This is a genomic window from Liquorilactobacillus sp. (genome assembly GCF_047719775.1).
GTDB lineage: Bacteria > Bacillota > Bacilli > Lactobacillales > Lactobacillaceae > Liquorilactobacillus.
The window spans coordinates 14,095-33,293 of record NZ_JBDNTS010000002.1 but is presented as its reverse complement, the minus strand read 5'-3'; the positions used below and the strand labels follow the sequence as shown (position 1 = coordinate 33,293).

At 37.1% G+C, this 19,199-nt stretch carries 16 protein-coding genes; 9 read left to right on the top strand and 7 right to left on the bottom strand.

Going from position 1 to position 19,199, the window contains the following annotated elements; genetic code table 11:
• Positions 1-25 precede the first annotated feature (25 nt).
• Entirely contained in the window at positions 26-487 is a 462-nt protein-coding gene (locus ABF682_RS01275) for a GNAT family N-acetyltransferase (RefSeq protein ID WP_415618761.1), read from the top strand.
• A gap of 195 nt (positions 488-682) precedes the next feature.
• Here ABF682_RS01275 and ABF682_RS01270 read toward each other — a convergent pair whose 3' ends face one another.
• Entirely contained in the window at positions 683-2,593 is a 1,911-nt protein-coding gene (locus ABF682_RS01270) for an MFS transporter (protein WP_415618862.1), read from the bottom strand.
• A 141-nt stretch (positions 2,594-2,734) separates the two neighbouring features.
• Here ABF682_RS01270 and ABF682_RS01265 point away from each other — a divergent pair, with 141 nt between their 5' ends.
• Positions 2,735-3,313 (top strand): TetR/AcrR family transcriptional regulator, encoded by a 579-nt coding sequence (locus ABF682_RS01265; protein ID WP_415618760.1) that lies wholly within the window; start codon positions 2,735-2,737, stop codon positions 3,311-3,313.
• A 232-nt stretch (positions 3,314-3,545) separates the two neighbouring features.
• Here ABF682_RS01265 and argF read toward each other — a convergent pair whose 3' ends face one another.
• Genes argF through argC form a run of 5 tightly spaced genes read right to left on the bottom strand, consistent with a single transcriptional unit; the run spans position 3,546 to position 8,759 of the window.
• Positions 3,546-4,565: an ornithine carbamoyltransferase gene (gene argF, locus ABF682_RS01260; protein ID WP_415618759.1), complete on the bottom strand. Its 1,020-nt coding sequence runs from the start codon at positions 4,563-4,565 to the stop codon at positions 3,546-3,548.
• A 10-nt stretch (positions 4,566-4,575) separates the two neighbouring features.
• A complete protein-coding gene (locus ABF682_RS01255; RefSeq protein ID WP_289981189.1) occupies positions 4,576-5,733 on the bottom strand; it encodes an acetylornithine transaminase in 1,158 nt (385 codons plus the stop codon).
• The gene (gene argB / locus ABF682_RS01250) at positions 5,711-6,475 is read right to left on the bottom strand and encodes an acetylglutamate kinase (RefSeq protein WP_415618758.1); all 765 of its coding nucleotides are present in this window, start codon (positions 6,473-6,475) and stop codon (positions 5,711-5,713) included. The genes ABF682_RS01255 and argB overlap by 23 nt, the downstream gene beginning before the upstream one ends.
• A 24-nt stretch (positions 6,476-6,499) precedes the next feature.
• Positions 6,500-7,702, bottom strand: a complete 1,203-nt coding sequence (gene argJ / locus ABF682_RS01245) for a bifunctional glutamate N-acetyltransferase/amino-acid acetyltransferase ArgJ (RefSeq protein ID WP_415618757.1) — start codon at positions 7,700-7,702, stop codon at positions 6,500-6,502.
• Between the two features lie 25 nt (positions 7,703-7,727).
• Positions 7,728-8,759, bottom strand: a complete 1,032-nt coding sequence (gene argC, locus ABF682_RS01240) for an N-acetyl-gamma-glutamyl-phosphate reductase (protein WP_415618756.1) — start codon at positions 8,757-8,759, stop codon at positions 7,728-7,730.
• A 483-nt stretch (positions 8,760-9,242) separates the two neighbouring features.
• Here argC and ABF682_RS01235 point away from each other — a divergent pair, with 483 nt between their 5' ends.
• The 4 genes from ABF682_RS01235 to ABF682_RS01220 all read left to right on the top strand — a co-directional run bounded on the left by ABF682_RS01235 (position 9,243) and on the right by ABF682_RS01220 (position 14,582).
• Entirely contained in the window at positions 9,243-10,640 is a 1,398-nt protein-coding gene (locus ABF682_RS01235; RefSeq protein WP_415618755.1) for a hypothetical protein, read from the top strand.
• A 28-nt stretch (positions 10,641-10,668) separates the two neighbouring features.
• Positions 10,669-12,924: a lectin-like domain-containing protein gene (locus ABF682_RS01230; protein ID WP_415618754.1), complete on the top strand. Its 2,256-nt coding sequence runs from the start codon at positions 10,669-10,671 to the stop codon at positions 12,922-12,924.
• Between the two features lie 122 nt (positions 12,925-13,046).
• On the top strand, positions 13,047-13,298 hold the full coding sequence (locus tag ABF682_RS01225) for a helix-turn-helix domain-containing protein (protein ID WP_415618861.1): 252 nt from the start codon (positions 13,047-13,049) through the stop codon (positions 13,296-13,298).
• Positions 13,299-13,511: 213 nt separating this feature from the next.
• Positions 13,512-14,582 carry a 2,3-butanediol dehydrogenase gene (locus ABF682_RS01220; protein WP_415618753.1) on the top strand — a complete coding sequence of 357 codons (1,071 nt, stop codon included), beginning with the start codon at positions 13,512-13,514 and terminating at the stop codon, positions 14,580-14,582.
• A 167-nt stretch (positions 14,583-14,749) separates the two neighbouring features.
• On the opposite strand, the gene budA is transcribed toward ABF682_RS01220, so the two are convergent.
• Positions 14,750-15,460 (bottom strand): acetolactate decarboxylase, encoded by a 711-nt coding sequence (gene budA / locus ABF682_RS01215; RefSeq protein ID WP_415618752.1) that lies wholly within the window; start codon positions 15,458-15,460, stop codon positions 14,750-14,752.
• A gap of 316 nt (positions 15,461-15,776) precedes the next feature.
• Here budA and ABF682_RS01210 point away from each other — a divergent pair, with 316 nt between their 5' ends.
• The 3 genes from ABF682_RS01210 (at position 15,777) to ABF682_RS01200 (ending at position 19,047) form a co-directional block, all read left to right on the top strand.
• Entirely contained in the window at positions 15,777-16,466 is a 690-nt protein-coding gene (locus ABF682_RS01210) for a response regulator transcription factor (protein WP_415618751.1), read from the top strand.
• Positions 16,467-16,481: 15 nt separating this feature from the next.
• Positions 16,482-17,645 carry a sensor histidine kinase gene (locus ABF682_RS01205; protein WP_415618750.1) on the top strand — a complete coding sequence of 388 codons (1,164 nt, stop codon included), beginning with the start codon at positions 16,482-16,484 and terminating at the stop codon, positions 17,643-17,645.
• A gap of 70 nt (positions 17,646-17,715) precedes the next feature.
• Complete coding sequence (locus ABF682_RS01200; protein WP_415618749.1) at positions 17,716-19,047, top strand: serine hydrolase; 1,332 nt, start codon at positions 17,716-17,718, stop codon at positions 19,045-19,047.
• The last annotated feature ends 152 nt before the right edge of the window (positions 19,048-19,199 follow it).

The window sequence follows — 19,199 nt, the reverse complement described above, 5'->3', positions numbered from 1 at the left end:
AAGAAATCTTCATTAAGGAGATAAAGTGAATCTCAACATTGGAACATTAAATAAACTAACAGAACAGCATTATGAACTTTTATTTGAAGCAGATCCTAATAAAAAATTGATAAGCAAGTATTTGCAACGCTCATTTTGTTTCGAAGCAACTTACGATAATGAATTATTTGGGGTATTGATTCTTTTACCTACGCACCCTGAGACGCTAGAGGTTGTTAATATTGCTGTAGTTTCAACACAAAGAAACAAGGGCATTGGCCATCAACTTCTTGCTTTTGCTGAAAAGTATGCACGGAACAATAGTTACAGATGTCTTGAGATTGGAACTGGGACAACCAGTTTTGGTCAACTTTATCTTTATCAGAAATGTGGTTTTCGGGTTGTTGGAGTTAACCAGGATTTTTTTACAATTCACTATGATAAAGAAATCACTGAAAATAATCTTATTTTAAAAGACATGATACGCTTGAGAAAAATTCTTAAATAAACTAGAAACTTTTATTAGATTAAAATAATAGAGAAGCTGGATCAAAAGTTAAATTTTGATTCAGTTTCTCTATTATTCCGTATAAACGTGTTTCATAAGTCAAAATTCTCCGTTTAACTTCGAATTATTACTTCGAATTACTCAAATTTTCCCGACTTGGATTAAAGTTAACATAAAATATATCATCCAGGCTTATCATTGAAGTTCATTACTCTCTGACTTTTCCCAATCAAGTTCATGGCTTTTCGTCTGTCTACGGTCAGTCAACAGAGCAATAGGTGATAGGACTAAAACAAGCAACGCGCCTAGTAAATAGGTATGGCTGAAAGCTCGGCTGATCTGTCGGTTTTTAGTATGTTTAATTTTTCTTAAGGCCTTAGTTAAAGCTTCTTTTTGTGCCAACTGTTTAATACCAATTAATAATTTATTCTGACCTTGAGCTATTTTTTGACTGCCAACGCTGATTTTCTTTGAAGTTGACGCAATTTTAGCTATGGTGGTATTCTCATTTTCGAGCTTAGCTAGTGTCATCGTTAATTGCAGATTGCTGTTTTTAAGACTTTCAGTTGCTGTGGCAAGTTTCTTTTCTGCTTGATAAATCTGATGAAGGTCGGTGCCCTTTGCAGGCAATGGTAAGTTTGCTGTGGATTTAGCAGCTTGTTTAAGTGCGCGCTGTAAATTTTTCTGTCCATTTTTGGTTGTTAACTTAGACGTTTTAGTAGTTGTAAATAGCTTATTCAATTGTTGATGAGCCGCTGTTTTCACTTGTGGCGAGAGACGTTGGTGATCCATAATTTGAATAGCATCTTGGTGAATATGTTGTTTAGCAGTGTTAACATTGCTATCAAGAACCGTAACTAGAATGGCAATTCCCAAGCAAGTCCCAATTTGACGAGCAGCATTGACAATTCCTGAACCAATCCCGCTTTTATTCTTAGGCAAGTGCTTAACCGAGGCGACCAAAGATACTGAAGAAAAGCCGAAACCGAACCCATTGATTACGAGAAAAGTAATCATAATTGCTCTAGGCGTTGTGGTGGTAATAAACGACAACAACGCTAAACCAGCGGCCATGACTAACAGTCCTATCAGAGTAACTGGGACTGCACCAATTCGATCAAAAAGTTTAGTTCCTAAAGGCATGGCTATCATAATGGTTAAAGAAACTGGAATAATGACTAGTGCCGCATGTAATGCATTATAGTTTAAAACATCTTGTAAAAAATAATTCAAAATCAAGGAGGGACTGACTAGGGCAAAACCAGTCAAAAAGTAAACTAAACTAGAAGCAGTTAATGTTTTTTCACGGAATAGATCCAATTCAAGTAATGGATTTTTGACTTTACTTTCTATAAAGATGAATAATCCAATGGCTAGTAAACCACCAATGATTGCTCCTAAGATAGTTCCTGATTGCCAACCATATTGATGTCCTTCTAGTAGTCCAAAGGTTAAGCCACCTAAGCCTAATGTTAAAAGGATAGTTCCTGGCAAATCAATTCTGCCAGCTAAAGATTCGTCATATGACTCTCTTATCCAAATAGCAATAATTAAAAATGCAATGATGGTTAAGGGAATATTGATACCAAATACCCAGCGCCAAGAGACATATTCAATGATCATTCCGCCAATTGGTGGTCCTCCGGCAGCGGCTAGGGCAGTTACAGCCCCCACAATACTGACAACTTTAGACATATTCTCTTTACCAAAAATTTCGATTCCCATTGGTAAAACAATGGGAGTGATAATAGCACCGCCTAAACCTTGAAAAAAACGAAAGGCAATCAATTCTGGTAATGAAGTGGCCAACATACAAGCCGTTGAAAAGCCCCCAAACAATGCTAATCCCAGTAACATGACTTTTTTGCGCCCATAACGATCCGCAATCTTTGAACCTGTGATCATAAACACTGCTAAAGACAAGGTGTAGATTGTTGCTACCCAACTAGTGTCGGTAAGACTGGCATTGAAATGAGTCATAATGTTGGGTAAAGCAATATTGACAATGGTACCATCTAACGTTCCCATAAACATCGCAATCGTTAACCCAATAAAACTAATGATTTTGGTAGTTTTTGACATCTCGTACTCTCCTCTCGGTAACAAATGGGTAAGCAAGAAACATATGTTACCTTTATTTTGCAATTTTTAGTATAATCAACTGTAGGGACTAACACAATCGTTATTCGCTAAGTGATACAAATTGCTATAATTTGTTACCAATACTAATTAGGAGATGTCATTTAAATGAACGGTAAGCAACGTATGGTTGAACAATCTAAACAGTGGTTGTGTGACGCACTCATCAAATTGATGGAAACAGAAGATTTTCAAGATATTTCCATTACTGAAATTGCGCAAACAGCCGAATTGTCACGAAAAACATTCTATCACTCGTTTAAAAATAAAGAAGCCGTGATTAATTATCTATGCGACCAGCTATTCGAGCAATATTTTGAGCAGATTATTCAGCAAAGGCCTCAAGCTAGTGAAATTATGTTAAGCACCACTTTCGGTATTTTTTTAAGTTTTGGGTGGCAGAAACGGACTTTAATCCAGTTACTGATTCGGCAGGGATTATTCGACCATATGAATGAGGTTTGGCAACGAAAAGCTATTCCACGTTATAATCAGTTTACTGCTCCTTGGCATGTTAATGGATCACCCACCCAGGTAAATTATGTGATGGCTTTTTCATTAGGTGGTTTTACTAATATCCTAAGGGTTTGGTTAGGGCAAGATAATCCTGAACCACCAGAAAAAATTAAAGACTTAATGTTGTCGGCCGTTCGTCAGCTGGCTGATAGTTTGAACTCGAATCAATAAAAGCATCAATTTTTCAGTTTGCAAAAATTCTGTTTGTGACTTCTGAAATATATTTATCTGAAGTCAGTAAAAAAGAAGCTGGATCAAAAGTTAAATTTTGATTCAGTTTCTCTATTTATTCTGTATAAACGTGTTTCATAAGTCAAAATTCTCCGTCTAACTTCGAATTACTACTTCGAATTACTCAAATTTTCCCTACTTATGGCACACTCCCACTGCTTTTATTATAATTTTACTCAAAATATTCCGTGGGGATGAAGGGCTGTCCTAATGTCGCAGCCATAATTGCTTTGATTGAATGCATTCGGTTAGCTGCTTCTTGGAAGACAACCGAGTTAGCACTCTTGAAAACCTCATCTGTTATTTCAAGTGATTCCAAGTTGTATTGCTCTGCCAGCTTTTTGCCAATGGTTGTTTGCTTGTCGTGAAATGCAGGCAAACAATGTAAGATGATTGTATCTTTTTTTCCGGTTTCCTTTAATAATGCACTATTTATCTGATAGGGAAGGAGCAATTTAATTCTTGCGTCATAATCAACATCTTCACCCATTGATACCCAGACATCTGTATAAAGTGCATCAGCATTGGCAGCAGCTTTTTGAACGTCATCAGTGATCAATAATTTTGCACCGCTTTTTTTCGCTGCTTCAAAGGCGAGGTGCTGCACCTTTTTTGAGGGCTGCAGAGATATAGGTGAGCCAATATGAATATTCACACCAAGGATTGCACCTGTCATCAAGAGACTGTTAGCCATATTGTTACGGCCATCACCGACATAAGTAAGTGTCAATCCCTTGAGCTTGTTAAAGTGTTCCTTGAGTGTCATGAAATCAGCAATCATTTGGGTTGGATGCCAATCATCGGTGAGACCATTCCAGACCGGAACACCGCTTTTTGCTGCCAATTCTGTCACTGTTTCTTGGGAGAAACCACGAAATTCAATTCCATCGAACATACTGCCAAGCACGGTTGCAGTGTCTGCAACGGATTCTTTGTTTCCAAACTGAATGTCGTTTTTTCCTAAGAATTCAGGATGTGCACCTAAGTCTGTCGCAGCAACGGTAAATGCTGAACGGGTTCGTGTAGATGCTTTCTCAAATAAAAGCGCAATGTTTTTCCCAGCAAGATACTGATGAGCAATATTTTGATTTTTTAATTCTTTTAGGTGAATTGCAAAATCAATTAAAAAATTAAGTTCCTTAGCAGAAAAGTCATTTTCTTTAAGGAAAGATTTACCGAAGAAATGATTCATGATATGCCTCCTATAAGCTCACAGTTACATTTTGTAGAACTTCTTTTATTTTGTTAACACCGTCTAATAATTCAGAACTCATGATTGTCAATGGTGGAAGAAGGCGAAGTGTGTTGCTTCTAGATGAAAGTGTCAATACCCCGACCTTATGCAATTCAGTGATTACCTGATTAACAGGAATAGAAGAATTAATATGGATACCAATCATTAAGCCCTTGCCAGAGATTGAGTCAACGACCTCTAATGAAGATATTTCCTTTTCAAGAAAGTACCAGAAAAAACTAGCTTTTTGTTGGACATTATCTAAAAAAGCGGTGTCTAGTGTCTCTAAGACTGCAGTTGCAGCACTCATTGCGAGTGGGTTGCCACCAAAAGTTGAACCATGAGAACCGGGACCAAAAGCAGCAGCTAACTCATCTTTTCCAATCATTGCACCAACTGGGATTCCATTTGCGAGACCTTTTGCTGCGGTTACAATATCAGGATCCAAATTATAGTTTTCATAAGCAAATAGCTTACCGGTTCTTCCCATCCCTGTTTGAACCTCATCAATAATCAGTAATACATTAGTTTTCTTACATTTAGCTGCAATGGCTTGCAGCCAATCATAATTTCCGACAACAATGCCGCCTTCTCCCTGAATTACTTCTAGGATCACAGCTGCAAATGAGTTATCGATTTTTTCAACTGCAGCAAAATCATTGTATGATTCAAATGTGATATCAGATAGAAATGGACCGAATCCTTCTTTAAGCTTATCGTTGCCCGTTAATGAGAGTGAACCATAGCTTCTACCATGGAAGGAGTGATCAAATGCCATCATTTTGCTTTTCCCAGTTGCTTTACGAGCCAACTTCAAAGCAGCCTCATTCGCCTCTGTTCCGGAATTACAAAAATAGACCTTTTTGGCAGCACCTTTAATCAATAGTTCAGCGACATCTTCTTGCAGCTGACTTTCATAAAGATTTGAAGTGTGCCAGATCTTGTCTAACTGTGCACTTACTGCGTTTTTGACTTTCTTTGAGCTGTATCCTAAGTTGCAAACCCCAATTCCGCTGGTTAAGTCGAGATATTTCTTCCCCGTTTCATCAAATAGATTGACACCTTCACCCTTAACTATTTCAAAGGGAAATCTGTTGTATGTTTTAAAGATAGATTGCATTTTCATTCGCTCCTTCCTGGATAATAGTTGTTCCTAAAGTAGTAAGTTGATTAGTAATTTGCACACTTGGGACGCCGAGATTTAGTGCGCTAAAAGCTGCCTTTATCTTTGGCTGCATTCCCATCGTAATAATTTTTTGTTCTTGTAACCTAGCTGCGGTGCTGGGGGAAAGGCTTCGGACGACCTCCCCCTCATGGAGAACACCAGGAACATCTGTCATTAGGTACAGTTTCTCTGCTTTTAGGAGACCGGCGATCCTTGAGGCAGCGGTATCTGCATTGACATTTAGCCATTGCTGCTCGTCTGTTAATGCCATCGGTGCAAGAACTGCGACATGCTTCTCCAAAACTTCACTGAGTAATTTATCATTAATCTTATTGATTTTACCAACCAGACCATATTTTTCTTTATTAAGAAAGGATCCATTCAAGATAGATTCATCAGCTGCGTTCAAACCAAGTGCAGGAATTCCAGCTTTTGTCAGTTTCATTAATAATTGAGGCTGTGTTTGTCCTAATAAGACCATCTGTGTTAATTCGAGTGTTGCTGAATCTGTAACGCGCATTCCATCAACTTTTTTGACAGGAATTTTGAGTTTATCAGATAGTTCCGAGATTTTACTGCCACCGCCATGGATTATCAAAATCCGTTTGTTTGCTAACATCCATTGGTGAATTTGTGCAAAGAACGAGGATGTTAGTGTTGCAATCGAATTACCACCGATTTTAATTACAATTAAGTTCTCCATCTTGAAGTCTCCTTTCTTTAGGTATTAACTGCTATATGTTGCGTTGATTTTTACATATTCATAAGTCAAGTCACAGCCCCATGCTTGACCATCATACTGACCGTCATGAAGATCAACGGTTAGGGTGATCATGTCTTGTTTGAGGCTATTGCTGACTTCGTCTTTATCAAAAATAGCAGCTAGGCTTTGCTTAACAACCAAGAACTCATTGATTTTGATGTCAATTGTTTGTGGATTGTATGTTGCTGGAGTCGCTCCAATCGTACTGATAATTCTTCCCCAGTTAGGATCTGCTCCAAAAAGAGCTGTCTTAACGAGGTTTGAGCCAACAATTGCTTTTGCGATTGCTTGTGCATCAGTTTTGTTTTGTGCTGCTAAAACATTTGCCTCAACTAGTTTAGTTGCACCCTCACCATCAGCAGCAATCTTTTGTGCCAGTTTTTGTAAAACAAGATGAAGAACCTCTTTGAATGTTTGGTAATCTGGGCTTGCCTTAGTTAACGGTTTGTTGCCAGCCATCCCATTGGCCAATGTTAGAACCATATCATTTGTTGAAGTATCGCCATCAACTGTAATTTGATTGAAAGTAACATCTGTTAATTCGCTGAGTAATGGTTGTAAGGTATCATCGGCTACTGCAACATCTGTTGTAATAAACGCAAGCATTGTTGCCATTTTAGGATGAATCATTCCAGAGCCTTTAGCAAAGCCTGAGATTTTGCAAGTAGTTCCTTGAATTTTGAAATCAACACTGATGATTTTTTGCTTTTTATCAGTTGTCAGAATTGCCTTCGTGAGCTCGGTACTGGAAGTTAATGTCAATTCAGCAATGCCCTTTTCTATTTTATCCATGGGTAAGCATGCTCCAATTAAGCCAGTTGAAGCAACTCCTACGAGTTCGGGCTTAATATTTAATTTTTCAGCAATCAATGTCTGCTCTGTGAGGACGTCTTTTTCTCCCTGGAGACCTGTGCAAGAATTTGCAATGGCACTGTTAGCGATAATTGCTTGCAGTTTATGACTTTTGCTAACTGTTTCTTTTGTTTTAGCGGTTGGAGCTGCGCAAAATTTGTTAGTTGTGTAGACACCAGCTGCTGTAGCCGGCACTTCGGAATATAACCAACCAAAGTCTAATTTTTTATGCTTGAGACCAATGTGTTTTGCATCGCTGTAGAAACCCTTGGGCCATTCGAAATCTGTTTCTGTAAAGTTTTTAGTAGTTGTCATTTTCTATACTCCCTTTAGATGTATGTTAAGGAAAAATGGGTAATGTTGGTAGACCACTGGTAGGCTCTAAGTTCCAAAGAAGATTGAAATTTTGGATAGCTTGCCCAGCAGCACCCTTCATCAAGTTGTCAATCACAGATACTACGGTAATCGTATTAGTGACTGGATTGTAGTTGATTCCAATGTCACAGAAGTTAGAACCAGCGACTTCCTTGATAGTTGGTAAATCATTGTCTCTGAAACGAACAAAAGGTGCATCATCATAGAATTGATGAAAGCATTCTAATAATTGTTCATTTGTATATTCTTTAAGCGGTTTAAGATAAATAGTTGCCATAATTCCGCGAGTAACAGGAATCAGAGTTGTTGAAAATTGAATAGCTGGAATATGAGAATCCCATTCATTTAATTTCTGCATAATTTCTGGGATATGCTGATGTTTATTCATTTTGTATAGCCATACATTTTCATTTATAAAATTATATTGGCTACTTGGACTTAACTTCCTCCCAGAACCCGACACACCTGATTTTGCATCAACAATAATTGCATTAGTTTGAATCATGTGTTCAATGACCAAGGGTGCTAAGCCAAGTAATGTAGCAGTTGCATAACAGCCAGGATTTGCGATGTATTTACCAGGATTTTCTTCTGGGAATTCAGCTAGACCATAAGTGGCCTTTTCTAACAAGCCTGCAGGAGCGGCCTTCTTGTGGTACCACTTCTCATATACAGCAGGATCTGTTAAACGAAAGTCACCTGATAAATCAATTACAGGAAAATCTGCTAGTATGAAAGGTTCCATCAGGTCCTTAGTGACTCCAGCAGGGGTCGCACAGAAAAGCAAATCATTATTCGCCATGATTTCTTCAGGATTGAAAGGCAAGATAGGCAGATGAGCAGAGAAAAAAGCGGGAACCTCATCATCGAGGAAGCGGGAAGCCTTGCCTCCTTCATGACCATAGAGCTTTATTGCATCAACATTGGGATGTTGTGCCAATAAGTTGAAGAGAACATTCCCGCTGTATCCAGTTGCTCCCAAAATTGCGACGTGCATAGAATCACTCCTTTAAATTCATTTTTTGTGAATAACAATTCATTTTGATGATGATAACTATAATCCTTTTTATTTTTTATTTCAATAGTTTTTTAATAAAAACCCATATTTTTCTTAATTAAATGAATAAATATTGTTTTATTAGCGAAATAATGTATAAAGAATCTATTACTAAACAAATAAAGTTGAATCTGTCGTTGAATTGTATATCAAGTGCAGCATTTCGAATCTAGCCTTACATATTGAACTAGTCATTTAGATATTGCAGCTTAATTTTAAAGGCAAGGGTTTTTAATTGTTAAAAAAAAATAAAAAAAAGAAACCGTGAGAATTTGTGAGTGCTATATAATTACATCAGATTTAAGATACAGAAATAACATATAAACACTGAGGAAATAATTTTTGTATAACTTTTGAAACAAATTTGCTATAATCTAAGGCAAAAGGGAAGAAAATTAGTTCTTAAAGTAAAGGTGTACACATATGGAATTTTTGAATGTCTTGAATGATTTTGAACGTGATAAAATTAACTTATTTGCAGAAATTTTGGATAATCCAAATAGAGAAATCGAGCTTAGAAATTTGCAAGAGACCATGGATGTGTCTCGTTATAAAATTGCGAATCTTTTGGAGAGTTTAAATTATGATATTAAGTTATTAACTGAATATTCAGGTATGACCATTAATGCGCACATGGTAATTCCCAGTAGGAACTTCTCACGCCATACATTAAGCATGATCAAAAAGTATTATTTTGAATTATCACCAATTCGTGTGCTAATGATAGAAGTTCTGGATGGAGGAGAATTTCCGAGCTTTCAGAAGATGGAAGTAAAGTATTCGTGGCCAAAAACTTTTTTTTATCAGCAAAAGAACAAATATGATGATTTATATGAGAGCTTTTTAATTGCTCGTCAAGTGGATGAAGAAGCCAGTTTACGGTATTTTGTCTATAACTCTTTTGCCTTTTTTGGTGCGTTCCCTGATAAGTTAGAGCGCTTAAATCTGCGGGATTTTAAGGCTTTGAAGACTATTTCAAATACACAGAAATTTAAGGCAGAACTGATGCTCTGGATTGTAGAAAAACGTGTGCTGAATAAGAAATTCATTTCTGATCGTAGTTTGGTTATTGCTAACGAACTTGCTGCACCAGCATTATTATCTTTTCTGCCAATTTCAAAGAAAAAACTTCAACGAGAATCATTATTTGTTGTCCAATTTTATTACTACACAGGAATATTTAATGTTGAAAAATTATCGGTATCTGCTTTTAAGAACGTAGAACATGGACATTTTAGGGAAATTGCGCTGGTACTTCTGGATGGCATAGAGAGTTTACTTGACGAAGAGGATCATTATCAAGATGAAATTATGAGACTTTGCAATGAGGTTAGTTCACAAGTGATTTTGGATAAGATTTGTTTTATCCAGACTGATCAGTTTAGTTTAAACATTCAGTACTTTGCTGATGTTTATCCATTTTTAAATAATAAGGTAAGAAAAATGGTTGATACGATAGCTCAGCACTGGACAATCCCAGATAAAAAAAGAGCATATTTTAACATAATTACGTCGATGCTTACTTCTGAAATTCCTTTTTCAAAGAGCGACCGTGTAACATTATGTATAGATTTCTCAGGAGGACCATACGTTAATTCATACATCTTAAGCCTTTTTAAGAGCTATGTGAACATCAATGTGAGTGTTTCAAATATATTAACAAGTGAAACAGATTTATATTTAAGCGACCAATATATTGAGTATCAGCTACTTAATCAAGTTATTTGGCTGAAGCCGCCAACACCGCTTGATTGGGCTGAACTGGGTGAGAAGATAGTAGAGATAAAGCAGCACAAGTATCAATCAGGGAAAATAAAATAAGAAGACTGCTTAGTTGGGGGATGAATGCATGAAGAAAAAAAATAGAATGAAGAAGAAAAAAACGTGGGTTCTCACAAGTTTAGTCACGGGGACTTTGTTGTCTGCTCCTATGATTTCTAATATTCATGCAGCTGTTCCTGATGTGAACGCACAGGAAACAGACACGACAACAACTCAAAACCAGTCTGATGATGACATGACGACAATCTCCAAGGATAATTTTCTGAATTACTTCACACAAAATGGTAATGCAGTTAATAATTACGATAGTTCAACGGGCGTGCAGGTGTTTACAACAACTACCAATCAAGCTGGAAATATTACTTTTAATGGATTAGTTAATCTAAACAACTCTTTTGAGATAAAGGGTGCAATCAATGTTGGGAAAAGCACATCTGCAAATAAAGTTGCTGATGGCATAGGATTTGCCTTTTATCAGGGAGAAAGGAGTCAGTACAGTAGCAGCAGTAATAACATATATGGCGGCAATGTTGGAATCTACGGGGTCCCGAATGTTTTTGGTTGGAAGCTTGATACATATTCGAACGATGGTGCTATAGATGGTGACTCTGATGAGGGACTGCCAACACCGTATGGCGCTTTTGTATCAACAGATTCGACTGGGAAAGGGACAATTGATAAGCAATCGGTACAGGGAATGGGCTCTGACTTTGAGGATGGTCAGCTGCATGATTTAGATATAAAGTATGATGCAACGACTAAAATACTTAGTGTTGTAGTGGATGACACGACTTTTAGTGAAAGCTTAGCTAGTAAGATAGATTCTCAAAATCCGCAGTATTCATTCTCAATTGCAGCTTCAACAGGTGCGCTTTCGGCCGAGCAGACATTTAGATTTGATTATATGAAATATGTTGCCGCACAGAATGCGACAATTAATTATATAGATGAGAAAACGGGTAACACACTGGATTCGAGCACCATAAGTGGGGTTTCTAATGCCCTAATTGACTATCCAGATGCAAAGATAGAGGATTATGAGAATGAAGGATATGAAGTTGATACTGACAAAACAGATTTGACGAACTCTTCTCGCTTTGATAGTGACGATACAAAAGATCAGACATTTTCAGTTTATTTAAAGCACAAAACAACCACGACGACTACTGCAAAGGTTGTCCAGCAAAAGATTAGCTATGAATATGAAGACGGAACAAAAGCAGCAACTGATAGTATTCAAAAGTTGACATTTGTTAATGAAGTTACAAAAGACGAAGTTACGGGTGAAACAACGAGTACATGGACGCCAGAGAATGGAACAGTGTTTAGCAAAGTCATTTCACCAGAAATTACGGGATATGAGGCTGATCAGACAGCTATTCCAGAGACCGCCGACATAAGTCAAGATAGTAGTGCTGCAAATTATGTTGTTAAGTATGCACCAAAAGACGAGCAGGCTACAATCAGGTTTATTGATAGTTTGACTGGTAATGTGATTTTTGAAAAACAGCTTAGTGGTAAATTCGGGACGACTGCGAGCTATAAACTAGCAGATGATATAGCGCTAATTGAGAATCAGGGATACTTCGTTAAGTCTAGTACTCTGCCAAAAGATGGTATTACGTTTAATGAAGATGGACAGACTGTAATCTATGAGGTTAATTTGTTACCAATTGAAATAACTCCAGATGCAAACTCAGATTCAAAGACAAGTTCAGATTCAAAGACAAACTCAAATTCAAATTCGGATTCAAAGCAAAATCTGCAGCCGCAAATTCCAACAATAAGTAACAATTCTGGTATTGGTGACAAGGTTGAACAGACTGAATTATCAACTGAAATAATAAGCCAGCAAATTGAGAATGAAGCAGTGAGCTATATCCATTTTGTTGATCAAGCAACAAATAAAATTGTAAAATCTGATATTTTGCTGAAGCAAGATGGGTTTTATCCAATTAAAGTTGTAGCTACGACCTTGAAAAAATATGGTTATCAGCTGCAAAATGATTGGAATGGAACTTATAATAATTCAACTGGGAGTCAAAAGAATATTAAAGTATATGTTACAAAGGGGCCAAGAACTCAAGCTAATGCAAAGCCAGTACTAAAAAATTATTTGCAAGCAGATAATTTTAGTTTTCGGGATAATACTAGCCAAAATCATAATGGGTTGCTCAATCAATTTTTTAGTTCTGCAGGTAGCGTAGTGGATGTCAATCACACATTAATTCCTAAAGTTGGTGGTGGCGGAGCTGGAACTGGACATGAGGTCGCTAAGATTCTTGCTGTTTTGGCATATTCCGTCAATTTTAGCAGAAGATAATAATAGTATGGGTTCAATCTTTTCCATAATTCAAGCTCTAGATTGAGTTGGAAACGAGATCAACTGCTTTAGGAATATAGCTGCTAGTAAATTGAGAATCTAGCTAGTGTAGACATAAACAAATAAAAGAGCAGATCCCAAAATGTTCAATCGAAATTACAAAAGAAAGTTCTTTAAAGAAAATTACTAAGGAAATCGTAGAACAAACATTGATAAAAAATAATTATAATAAGACACTAACTGCAAAAGAGTTAGAAATATCACGCTCTACACTTTGGCGAATTCTTAAAGAATCAAGTGGCTGTGAATTTAATCACATGTATAAAAATTTTATAATGGTCTCATTAATGATTTCGTATAACCGTGTTCCATAAACAGAAACGCTCAATCTGGCTTTGACTTACTAATAGCAAAGAATACAGGTTGTTGCAATTCATCTCTAGTATCCAAAACTTTTAATTTATCTCATGTTTTTATAGCAAAACATATTGAAAAATAATTATTTTGCGCTTATACTTTCTTTAGGGTAACGCTTACAAAAAGCCTGCTGCTAACTTAAAAATTTTAAGGATGGGAAGTCGTTGGTTATGAAAGCTGCAAGAATTTATGGGGAGAAAGATGTTCGGTTAGAAGATGTTAACATCACTGAGCCTAAGAGAGATCAAGTTCAAATTAAGGTGAAGTATTGTGGAATTTGCGGAAGTGATTTGCATGCATATCTTGAAGGCTGGGGACTTCCGACTGTAGCACACCCGTTAACTGGAAAATCAGTTCCAATTACACTCGGTCACGAATTTGCAGGTGAGGTAGTTAAAGTTGGAAGTGACGTTGATGACTTGAAAGTCGGTGATGCAGTTGCGGTAGAACCATTGATTGCATGTGGCAAGTGTGAGAACTGCCGCAAGGGATTTTATAATTTTTGTAATAATGCAGTTGCAAAGGACGGCGCCGGCAATTTCTTGGGCTTTTCAGATGATGGCGGTTTTGCGGAATATGCTAATGTTGATGCTTTTTTTGCACACAAAATGCCAGTGGGAATGCCTTATGAACTAGGGGCACTTGCTGAACCAACTGCTGTAGTTTTTGAGGCAATCAAGAAAAGTGGTTTGCGTGCTGGAGAAGATGTTATCGTTGAAGGTGCCGGACCAATTGGATTATTAACAGCAATTCTAGCAAAACTTGCCGGTGCTAATCGGGTCTTCGTAATTGATGTTTCGCAAGATCGTCTGAATAAAGCAAAAGAATTGGGACTCAAGCGAATTTTGAATCCCAATAAGGTAGATATTCTAGAAGAAGTTAGAAAAGAATGTCCTAATGGGGTGGATGTTTCTTTTGAAGCAGCAGGTGTTCAAGCTACATTTGAAAATGCTTTGAAGTTAACAAAAAGAACTGGAACCTTGCAGATTGTTGCCCTTTTTGGGAAAGCGCTTAAAGTGGATATGACAAATGATGTTATTATGCAAGGAATCGATATTATTACGACTCTTTGTTATAACAATTCATATCCAGAAGTCCTAGGAATGCTGAACAACCATCGTGAACTTTTCGGTAAGTTAGTAACTAAAAAGATTCCGTTAAGCAAAGTTGTTGAGGAGGGGATTAAGACTTTAGCTACCGAAAAGAACCAAGTTAAAATCTTAGTTTCACCCGAAGCATAGTTTTCGGATTAAGTTAAGGTGTTGAATTACATCTTTTTAAAGTCCTATAAGTTTCTGTAATATATGGTGTATGTAAAAAAATAAAAAGTAGCCTCAAGAAATCAAATTTTGATTTCTTGAGGCTGCTTTTTTAATTGATATTCAAATTTTTCCGACCTATATTCCTCTTATTCAGCGTCGGCAATTGCCTTAGCAATATCATCCTTAGAAAAGTCATGCTTCATGAACTCTTTATCAGTGACCGGCAAGTGTTGTTCAAGGGTGTCGAATTGTTGAACTGAAATCGTTCCTTCTGCAATCTTGAAGTCCAAGATATGTCCACCAATTGAATGATCATCCGCTAAAAAGTGATTATGGAATCCTGCAACGGCTGCACCATGAAAGAGTGCTGGTGAATAGTAGCTCAGCAGTATTCCTTTGACATTTTTTGCTTCAAATATACTTTGATTTTTTGCAGTTTCAGCGAGAGTTGCAAAGGGCTTTGTTGATTTAACAACTGCTCTGGTCTTCAGATAGCTGAATGTTCCCTTGACTAAGACTGAAAAAAAGGTATTTGAATTTGGCTTACCTTCAAGTGCAGCTTTTTCAAAGTCAGCAGATGATGCATTGTTAATTGTGCCAAGTTCATTGTAGTCAGCAAAATGGCTGTTTGCAAAGGGCATAATAAAGTCCTCTTTTAGTACATTGACATTGCCATGGCTGTCCACTTGGTAGGGAACCCCATCCAAGATAATAAGTTCACCATCAAGTCCCTCGCCAGTTCCGATACCGGTATCGCCATGAGCAAGTAATTCGCCCATCGTGATTGTACCGGTAAGAAGGCCTGGAACAAGCAATGCAAGTGTCCCATGTTGATAAAGTATTTTTGAATTTTTCATAATAATCTCCTTGTTAAACAAAATCATAGTATAGTCCAAGGTGTCAGTGACATCTCAACATTAAAATAATAACATAGATGTTTTAAAATGGATTACTTCGTGCACAAGATATTAGTTTATGAATTTTTTGTGAATACCTTAAGAAAATACAAGGCATCTGCGTAATAAATCTTGATTTTAAAGAATTCTTTAGATACGATAAGGGTGTAGTTTGTTACAATTAACCTATGAAGTATGGTAGTTTTACCATATGGTGCTTTGTAAGAATATATAACAAGGCATGGAAACCCTAATCTTATATCGAGAGGTAGATATTATGAAAATACTAGTTGTTGATGATGATAAAGATATTGTAGAACTTTTGAGTATTTATATTGAAAATGAAGGCTATGAAGTTGAGAAGGCATATAATGGCAAAGAGGCAATTACTAAGTTAAATACTAATCCGGAAATTGGATTGATGATTTTGGATATAATGATGCCACAAATGAATGGCAGCGAGGTTATCAAGGAAGTCCGTAAAGATTCGCAAATTCCAGTGTTGATGCTCTCTGCAAAAGCTAGTGATATGGATAAAATACAAGGCTTGATTCAAGGGGCAGACGATTATGTAACGAAGCCTTTTAATCCGTTAGAAGTTATGGCTCGTGTTAAGTCATTATTGCGTCGTGCAGAACATACGGTCAAAAATGAAACACCCGATATTTTAAAAATCGGGCCATTAATAATCAAGAAAGATTCTCATGAAGTTGAGACAACCGATGGGACATTAATTCAGCTTACAGCTTTGGAATTTGGAATTTTGCACTTGCTGGCTAGTCATCCAAATCGTGTTTTTTCAGCAGATGATATCTTTGAACGTGTTTGGCAGCAAGAATCTGTTGTTTCAGCAAAAACGGTGATGGTTCATGTCAGTCATTTGCGTGACAAGATTGAAGAAGCTACTAACGGTGAAAAAGTTGTTCAAACTGTTTGGGGTGTCGGATACAAAGTTAAAACACATTAGAATGGAGCTGGTTAAGTGAAACTCACCGCACGTGAAAAGAGTGAATTGTTCGGTGAAGGAATTGTAACCATTATTTTGCTCTTATTACTTAATCTATCAATATATGTGTTGTTAGATCAGTTAATAGAGTCGAATCCAGGTCTTGCTAACGGAATCTTTCAAATAAAGATGTCGTTAGCATTTGGTCCAAACCATATCCAATTTTGGAGTTGGGGGTGGGTCTTTTTAACTGTGATGTTAATATTAGATGTGTTTATCATCTACTGGCGTCTGTTAAGAAGGTATCGTCAGATGCAGTTACAGCACGTCATATTTGAATTGCACTATATTGCTGATGGCCATCTAGACCACCGAATTCCTTTCCGATTACAAGGCGATATGCAGCGTGTAATCTCAAGTATTAATGTCCTCGTTGATAGTTCATTGCGCGCAATGGAAGAAGAACGTAAAATCGAACGCTCTAAGGATGATCTTGTCACAAATGTCAGCCATGATATTCGCACACCACTGACTTCGATAATTGGATACTTGGGGTTGATTGAGGAAAAACAATATCGCTCTGAAGAAGATATCTTGAAATATACGCACACAGCCTTTGTTAAGGCAAAGCAAATGAAGTTGTTGGTAGAAGATTTATTTGAATATACAAAGGTAAGACAAACTTCTACACCACTTAAACTTAGCCAAATTGATTTGGGCCAGTTACTTGAACAATTAGCCATTTCATTTGAATTAGAAGCAAAGAAGAAAAATGTAGTTATTCAGACTGGGAAAATCGAAAGCAAATTGTTAATGGATGCGGATGCAGAGAAGTTGGTGCGGGTATTCAATAATTTGATTACAAATGCATTGAAGTATGGTGCTGACGCTAAAACAATTTGTATTGATGCGAAGAAAGTGTCTGAAAAAGAAATCGTTGTTAGTATCTCTAATGATGGCAAGGCAATTCCTAAGAAGTCTCTGGCCCAACTCTTTGATCGCTTTTATAGGGTAGAGAGTTCACGCTCTAAGGAGACTGGTGGAAGCGGACTTGGCTTGGCAATTGTCTTGAGCATTATTGAGCTGCATCATGGTTATGTTTATGCGGAATCAGATGATAAATTAACAAGTTTTATTATGCATTTTCCAGTTAACCAAGAAATTGAGCTGCGAAGAGAGAAAATTGAAGAAAAGAACTAAATAGTCGTTGTCACAACAGTCCTTTTTAGGTATTCTAGAATAGACTCGAAATTTGAAAGGACAGGAAGAAATGTTATTTAAAAGAACAAAGAAATTGTTTTTAAGTTTAGTAATCGCAACGACTGCCTTTACTACAAGTGCAGGAATATTTAGTGAATTACAAGTGAGCGCTGATAGTACCAATGCACAGGATTTGAGCTTGGATGTTAAGGCTGCAATTGCTGTGGATGCAAAAACCGGTCAGATTTTGTATGCCAAGAATGAGAATCAGGCGCTGCCAATTGCCTCAATGAGTAAGTTGATTTCGATTTATTTAGTGTTGCAGGCAATTAAGGAAGGAAAACTGTCATGGAATCAGAAGGTGTCAGTTGATAGTGATTCTTATGAGGTAAGTCAGGATGCAACACTATCGAATGTTCCGTTGTTAAAGAATCATACATATACAGTTAGACAACTTTATCAAGCAAGTTTAATTTATTCTGCTAATGGTGCAGTGATGACACTTGCTAATGCAGTGTCTGGTTCGCAAAAAGCATTTGTCAATAAGATGAGGTCTTTGGTTAAGAGCTGGGGTATTAAGGACGCAGAATTATATACGGCGTCGGGCCTTGACAATGATCAAGTAGGTAATGCTAAGTATCCGGGTGCTTCATCGGATGCAGTTAATAAGTTATCTGCAAAGGATACGGCAGTTGTCGCAGAGAAACTCTTGAAATATTATCCAGACATCTTAAAGACTACAAGCATTACGAAAATGAAGTTCAATAATGGTACCAGTGAAACTGAGATGGATAATTGGAACTGGATGTTAAAGGGATTAGCGAGTGCATACACTGAATTGCCAGTTGATGGGCTGAAAACAGGAACGTCAGATAGCGCAGGGGCTGACTTCACAGGGACAGTTCATAAAGATGGGCATCGGATAATAACTGTTGTGCTGGGAGCTCAGCATACTAGCGATACGGATATGTCTAGGTTTACCCAGACGCAGAAGCTGATGTCATATGTATATAATAACTTTACGTATACAAAGATTGCTGCTAATCAGACATTCAAGAAGGCAAGCTCCTTACCTACGTTCCATGGTAAAAAGCTAACTGCTAAGGTCGTCAACCAAAAAGCTACTAATATCTGGCTTAAGAATGGTGTGTCATCTAAGAACATCTCAGCAAAATTAACTGCAAATAAGAAGCTGTACAAAAATGGCGGTTTGGAAGCACCTCTGGCAAAGGGTAAGAATGTAGGTACCTTATCACTTAGTGTAAAGGGACAGCAATTGAGTTTCTTGAATGGTTCAAGTGCCTTGAAGCTGACGGCCACAAATACACAAAAAGTGGAGAAGGCAAATGTCTTTGTTATCATGGGTCGAGCGATTAAGAATTTTTTCAGTAATTTGTTCTAAAGAAAAATTAATTTTGTGAAATGTATCTGCATGATTTATTGATTTAATAATCGAGGGCAAAATATAAAAAATCAGTTCATTTTTGAACTGATTTTTTTGTCTATGACAAAGTATTTACGTAAGCTAATATAAACTAGTTAATTGGAAATGAT